Origin of the sequence: Serratia sp. (in: enterobacteria) (assembly GCF_046715635.1) — a bacterium.
GTDB lineage: Bacteria > Pseudomonadota > Gammaproteobacteria > Enterobacterales > Enterobacteriaceae > Chania.
In genome coordinates this window covers 1-5,788 of the sequence record NZ_JBKJYW010000295.1, presented here as the reverse complement: position 1 = coordinate 5,788, position 5,788 = coordinate 1, and the positions used below count along the sequence as shown (strand labels likewise).

Sequence of the window (5,788 nt, the reverse complement as noted above, 5' to 3'; positions counted from 1 at the left end):
GTGCGTACCACGCTGGAGCTGGGGGGGAAGAATGCTGCCGCGTTTCTGGCGGACGTCTCGGTCGACAAGATGGTCGATGGCATTATCGAAGCGGGTTACCTGAATCAGGGACAGATCTGCGCCGCTGCGGAACGTTTCTACCTGCCTGCCAGCCATATAGACGAGGTGCTGGCAAAACTGACGCAGCGCTTGGCAGCCATGAAGGTGGGTTCACCGCTGGATGAGAGTACCGAAGTGGGGCCATTGGCCAACGAGGCACATTACCGCAAGGTCTTGGCGCTGTTTGACAAGGCACGGGCTGATGGCAGCCAAATCGTCTGCGGTGGTCAGGCATTAGCTGGGCCAGGCTTCTTCGTTGCGCCGACGGCGATCCGCGCTAACGGGCCGCATGATGCGTTAATGCGTGAGGAAACCTTTGGCCCGGTGGGGACTTTCCTGGCCTATGAGGATGAAGAGCAGATGATCGCCATGATCAACGATTCGCCTTATGGCCTGGCCGCCAGCCTGTGGACCAACGATCTCAGCAAGGCGATGCGCATGATCCCGCAGATTGAAGTGGGTACCTTGTGGATCAACATGCACACCTTCCTCGATCCGGCGTTGCCGTTCGGTGGGGTGAAATCGTCGGGGATAGGTAGAGAGTTCGGCAGCGCGTTTATCGAGCATTATACCGAGTTGAAATCGGTGATGGTTCGATATTAATTAATCACCGCCTATACCCTATGAATTTCAAGTTGCAGCTAGGCGCCAAGCTCACTTATCCCCAGGAGCTTACTATTGTAAGTGACTGGGGTAAGTGAGTGCAGGTAACAACGCTGCAGCTTGAAAGGCGACGGGTATACGGGGATCAGTCTTCGTCGAAGCCTGAGTTGAACAGCTCAATCACCGCTGCCAGCGCCTGTACTTCCTGCGGCCCGGTAGCTTCAATTTCGATCTGGCGGCCCTGGGCGGAATCCAGCATCAACAGCGCGATCACGCTGCTGGCTTCCGCTTCGGTGCCGCTGTCATTACGTAGCAGCACTTCAGCATCAAAACTCTGCACCAGCTCAAACAGCTTCATCGCCGGGCGTGCATGCATGCCCAGCTTGTTCTTGATCTCAACCGTCTGCTTGACCGTCATTGTTGTTTACGCTTTTCCAGTGTGCGGTGTCGTGATTGCACGTTCTTGCCGCGTGAACGGAAATAATCCGCCAACTGTTCAGCCACGTACACCGAACGGTGCTTACCGCCGGTACAACCAATGGCAACGGTCAGATAGCTGCGGTTATTGGTCTCCAGCATCGGCAGCCACTGTTCCAGATAGCTACGCGTCTGGTAGATGAAGTTGTGCACTTCGGTGTGGCGATCGAGGAACGAGGCCACGGGCTTATCCAGGCCGGTCATCGGGCGCAGTTTAGGATCCCAGTGCGGGTTGGGCAGGAAACGTACGTCGAACACGTAATCGGCATCGATAGGAATACCGTGCTTGAAGCCGAAGGATTCAAACACCATCGTCAGCTCGCGCTCGCGTTTGCCCAACAGGCGGGTACGCAGCATTTCCGCCAGCTCGTGCACCGACATTTCTGAGGTATCGATGATCAGATCGGCACGGGAACGCAGGGGCTCAAGCAGATCGCTTTCTTCATCGATCGCGCTTTCCAGCGACAGGTTCTTGGCGGAGAGGGGATGCAGGCGACGGGTGTCGCTGTAACGGCGGATCAGGGTGTTGCGATCGGCATCAAGGAACAGCAGTTGCGGCGTAAAACTCTCCGGCAGCTGGGTCATTGCATATTCAAACACTTCCGGCGATTCCGGCATGTTACGGACGTCGATGCTTACCGCAGCGGAGCTATTGCGTTCGGCCAGCGTCTGGGCCAGCTGTGGCAACAACACCACGGGCAGGTTATCAACGCAGTAAAAACCCATGTCTTCCAACGCCCGCAAGGCGACGGATTTCCCTGAACCGGAACGGCCGCTGACAATCATCAGCACCATGTGGTAACTCCCCTGGCATCTCAATGGCGTTCATCGCCACCGTTAGGATCTATTATCCGGGCCACGGCCCGGATATATCATAAGTAAAACAGTAGCGTTTTCATGGCTGAAAGTCACGCCAGCCGATAGTTACTCGGTGATGATCTGGTACAGTTCCTCGTCGCTTTGCGCTGCGCGCAGGCGGCGGCATACGGTTTTGTCGGCCAGCCGTTTGGCAACCAGCGACAGCGTATGCAGATGAGTTTTACATTGATCCGCCGGGACCAGCAAGGCGAACAGCAGATCGACCGGTTGATTATCGATGGCATCAAAGGCAATAGGTTGCTCAAGGCGGATAAACACGCCAACGGCCCGCAAAGTGTCCTCTTCCAGTTTGCCGTGTGGGATTGCAATACCGTTGCCGATACCGGTACTGCCCATACGTTCCCGGGTGAGCACTGCGTCAAACACCACCTGCGAAGGTAGGTTTAGCTGCTTGGCCGCCAGCTCGCTGATAATTTCCAAAGCCCGTTTCTTGCTGGTGCAGTGTACCGAGCTTCTGGTGCACTCGATGTTTAACACCGAGCTTAATTGCATTATTTCGTTGTTCATCTCATCTTCACTTAAAACCGCGTCCTGTCGCTTTATTGCCAGCCTGCTTTACCATTGGCAAGTAGACTGGCACTGATAACCTTCATGAAACGGTTTTTCGCCTGTTTAACCCTGATGGCTTATCGGCGCATGCCCTTACAGGTGACGCGCCGAGGGTTGCCGTGTAGCCAATACGACTACGATGTGGGCCATTACGCTTCGCATAACGGCCCAGAATGTCAGTGTTGCTTTAGTTTGTCTTTATGTTTGTTCAATTGACGCGCCAGTTTGTCGATCAGGCAGTCAATTGCGGCATACATATCTTCTTTTTCCGAGGTGGCGTGCAACTCGCCGCCATTCACATGCACCGTTGCTTCCGCAATCTGCTGCACTTTTTCCACACTGAGTACGACATATACCTGGTTAATGCGGTCAAAATACTGCTCGAGTTTGGCAAACTTGGTGTTGACGAACTCACGCATTGGTTCGGTGACTTCGATGTGGTGTCCGGTAATGTTGAGCTGCATAATGTCTTCCTTCTCTATAGAGGTCAAACCAACTGTTTACGCTGGTTGGACGGCGGGATGGACAAAGACTCTCGGTACTTGGCGACGGTGCGCCGTGCCACCATGATCCCCTGATCGGAAAGCAGGGTGGTCAGCTTGCTGTCGCTAAGCGGTTTGGCAGGATTTTCCGCCGCGATCAATTTCTTCACTAACGCCCGGATCGCCGTAGAGGAGGCTTCGCCACCGCTGTCGGTATTCACATGGCTGGAGAAGAAATACTTCAATTCGAAAATACCACGTGGGCTGTGCAGGAACTTCTGCGTCGTCACGCGCGAGATTGTCGACTCATGCATTTCCACGGCCTGGGCGATATCTGCCAACACCATGGGCTTCATAAATTCTGCACCCTGTTCAAAGAACGCTTCCTGCTGTTCGACAATACAGCGGGTCACCTTGAGCAGCGTGTCGTTGCGGCTTTCCAGGCTTTTGATCAGCCACTTCGCTTCCTGCAAATTGCTGCGGATATACTGGCCGTCGGCATCGTTGCGCACCGTGTTACCCAGTGCCGCATATTGCTGGTTGATTTTCAGCCGTGGGATGCTGTCCGCATTAAGCTCTACCACCCACTTATCCTGCACCTTGCGTACCAGCACGTCCGGGATCACATACTCTGACTCCCCGGTATTGATCGACTGCCCAGGGCGCGGATCCAGCGAGTGGATCAACACCATCGCTTCTTTCAGTGTATCTTCTTTTAAGCGAGTTGTTCGCATCAGGCTGCGAAAGTCGTGGTTGGCCAGCAAATCCAGATGTTCGCTGACGATCAGGCGGGCTTCAGCCAGATAGGGCGTGTCTTTGGTATACTGGGAAAGCTGGATCAACAGGCAGTCACGCAGATCGCGCGCCGCGACGCCGACCGGATCAAAACGCTGTACGCGCTTCAATACCGCTTCGACCTCGTCCATCGTCACGTTATCGTCACCCATACTTTCCAGAATGTCTTCCAGCGGCACGGTGAGATAGCCAGTGTCATCGACGGCGTCGACGATTGAGGTGGCGATGGCGGCATCGGTGTCAGAGAACGGCGTCAGATCCACTTGCCACATCAGGTAGTCCTGCAGCGTTTGCGTGGTTTCGCCCTGATAGACCGGCAGTTCGTCATCACTATAGTCGGTACCGGTGCCGGAAGGGGTACCGGCGGTATAGATCTCATCCCAGGTGGCATCCAGAGGCAGCTCTTCGGGCATGTCCTTCTGTTCCAGCGCTTCGCGGGTGTCCAGCCCTTCGGTCTCGACGCTTTCCTTGGTATCGATCTCTTCGTGCTCATCTTCGGTCTGTTCAAGCAGCGGGTTGCTCTCTAGCGCCAGTTGGATCTCCTGCTGGAGTTCAAGCGTGGACAACTGCAACAGGCGGATTGCCTGCTGAAGTTGGGGGGTCATGGCCAGTTGCTGGCTGAGCCTGAGTTGCAAACCTTGCTTCATAATCTTCTGCTACTTCCGTTAACGGCGGCCTGTTGGGCCTGCCGCTGGAACCTATAGGCGGAACTCTTCGCCCAGATAAACGCGTTTCACCTGCTCATCGGCCAGAATGGCGTCCGGTGTGCCGTGGGCAATCAGCTTGCCCTGGCTGACGATATAGGCGCGTTCACACACGTCCAGCGTCTCGCGCACGTTATGATCGGTGATCAGCACGCCAAGGCCACTGTCACGCAGGTGCTCGATGATTTTCTTGATATCGATAACGGAAATCGGGTCAACCCCGGCGAAAGGTTCATCCAGCAGGATAAATTTCGGGTTGGCGGCCAACGCACGGGCAATCTCCACGCGGCGGCGTTCACCACCGGAAAGCGATTGGCCCAGGTTGTCACGCAGGTGGGAGATATGAAACTCTTCCATCAGCTCGATAGCCCGATCGTTGCGCTGCTCACTGGTGAGATCGTTACGGATCTCCAGCACTGCCATCAGGTTGTCGTAAACACTCAGGCGGCGGAAGATCGAGGCTTCCTGCGGCAGGTAGCCGATACCGCGGCGTGCGCGGGCGTGCAGCGGCAGAATACTGATATCTTCGTCATCGATCACGATGCGTCCGGCGTCGCGCTGAACGATGCCAACCACCATGTAGAAAGTGGTGGTCTTACCGGCCCCGTTTGGCCCCAGTAGGCCGACGATCTCGCCAGATTTCACTTTCAGGCTCACGTCTTCAACGACTTTGCGGCCTTTGTAGGCTTTCGCCAGGTTTTCTGCGATGAGTGTTGCCATAAGTAATTAGTTACTCTTCTTTTGACCGTTTTTGTCTTGCAACTGTGATGGCACCAGAACCGTGGTCACGCGTTTGCCTTTATCGCTGAACGCCTGCATCTGCTGCTGTGGCACCAGATAGGTAATACGGTCGCCCTTCACGTTGCTGTCGAGCTGTTCCAGATAGGCGTTGCCGGTGAGGGTGATCAGCTGCGTCGCGACATCGTAACGAACTTTCTGCGCATGGCCTTTCACCGGCTTGCCGTTGTCCTGCATTTGGTAGAAGGTTACCGGATTGCCGAACGCTTCAATATAGGTTTTGTTCTGATCGCCACCTGGGCGCGTGACCACGACCTTGTCGGCCTTGATCTCGATGGTGCCCTGCTTGATCACCACGTTGTCGGTAAAGGTGCTGACGTTGCTCTGCATATCCAGCGACTGTTTCAGCGAGTCGATACTTACCGGTTGGTCAGAGTCGGATTTCAACGCCAATGCGGGGGA

The 5,788-nt window shown here is 55.3% G+C and carries 8 protein-coding genes; 1 reads left to right on the top strand and 7 read right to left on the bottom strand.

The window, feature by feature from the left end; translation table 11 throughout:
• Window positions 1–702, top strand: a 702-nt coding sequence (locus ACLQ7H_RS15030; protein ID WP_411753373.1) for an aldehyde dehydrogenase family protein, incomplete at its 5' end; no start/stop codon positions are given.
• Window positions 703–847: 145 nt separating this feature from the next.
• Here ACLQ7H_RS15030 and npr read toward each other — a convergent pair.
• From npr to lptA, 7 genes are all read right to left on the bottom strand, one after another.
• Entirely contained in the window at window positions 848–1,120 is a 273-nt protein-coding gene (npr, locus tag ACLQ7H_RS15025) for a PTS phosphocarrier protein NPr (protein WP_142016712.1), read from the bottom strand.
• A complete protein-coding gene (gene rapZ, locus ACLQ7H_RS15020; RefSeq protein ID WP_021180704.1) occupies window positions 1,117–1,974 on the bottom strand; it encodes an RNase adapter RapZ in 858 nt (285 codons plus the stop codon). The genes npr and rapZ overlap by 4 nt, the downstream gene beginning before the upstream one ends.
• Window positions 1,975–2,103: 129 nt before the next feature.
• Window positions 2,104–2,565, bottom strand: coding sequence for a PTS IIA-like nitrogen regulatory protein PtsN (gene ptsN / locus ACLQ7H_RS15015; protein WP_411753372.1), 462 nt, complete (start codon window positions 2,563–2,565; stop codon window positions 2,104–2,106).
• Window positions 2,566–2,783: 218 nt separating this feature from the next.
• Complete coding sequence (gene hpf, locus ACLQ7H_RS15010) at window positions 2,784–3,071, bottom strand: ribosome hibernation promoting factor (protein ID WP_411753371.1); 288 nt, start codon at window positions 3,069–3,071, stop codon at window positions 2,784–2,786.
• A 23-nt stretch (window positions 3,072–3,094) separates the two neighbouring features.
• Window positions 3,095–4,531: an RNA polymerase factor sigma-54 gene (rpoN, locus tag ACLQ7H_RS15005; protein WP_411753370.1), complete on the bottom strand. Its 1,437-nt coding sequence runs from the start codon at window positions 4,529–4,531 to the stop codon at window positions 3,095–3,097.
• A gap of 51 nt (window positions 4,532–4,582) precedes the next feature.
• Entirely contained in the window at window positions 4,583–5,308 is a 726-nt protein-coding gene (gene lptB, locus ACLQ7H_RS15000) for an LPS export ABC transporter ATP-binding protein (protein ID WP_248945512.1), read from the bottom strand.
• A 6-nt stretch (window positions 5,309–5,314) separates the two neighbouring features.
• A complete protein-coding gene (lptA, locus tag ACLQ7H_RS14995; RefSeq protein ID WP_411753374.1) occupies window positions 5,315–5,779 on the bottom strand; it encodes a lipopolysaccharide ABC transporter substrate-binding protein LptA in 465 nt (154 codons plus the stop codon).
• Window positions 5,780–5,788 lie beyond the last annotated feature (9 nt).

Bases quoted from the DNA above. Each gene is read 5' to 3' on its own strand.
- npr (WP_142016712.1), bottom strand. From the start codon at position 1,120: ATGACGGTCAAGCAGACGGTTGAGATCAAGAACAAGCTGGGCATGCAT.
- rapZ (WP_021180704.1), bottom strand. From the start codon at position 1,974: ATGGTGCTGATGATTGTCAGCGGCCGTTCCGGTTCAGGGAAATCCGTC.
- ptsN (WP_411753372.1), bottom strand. From the start codon at position 2,565: ATGAACAACGAAATAATGCAATTAAGCTCGGTGTTAAACATCGAGTGC.
- hpf (WP_411753371.1), bottom strand. From the start codon at position 3,071: ATGCAGCTCAACATTACCGGACACCACATCGAAGTCACCGAACCAATG.
- rpoN (WP_411753370.1), bottom strand. From the start codon at position 4,531: ATGAAGCAAGGTTTGCAACTCAGGCTCAGCCAGCAACTGGCCATGACC.
- lptB (WP_248945512.1), bottom strand. From the start codon at position 5,308: ATGGCAACACTCATCGCAGAAAACCTGGCGAAAGCCTACAAAGGCCGC.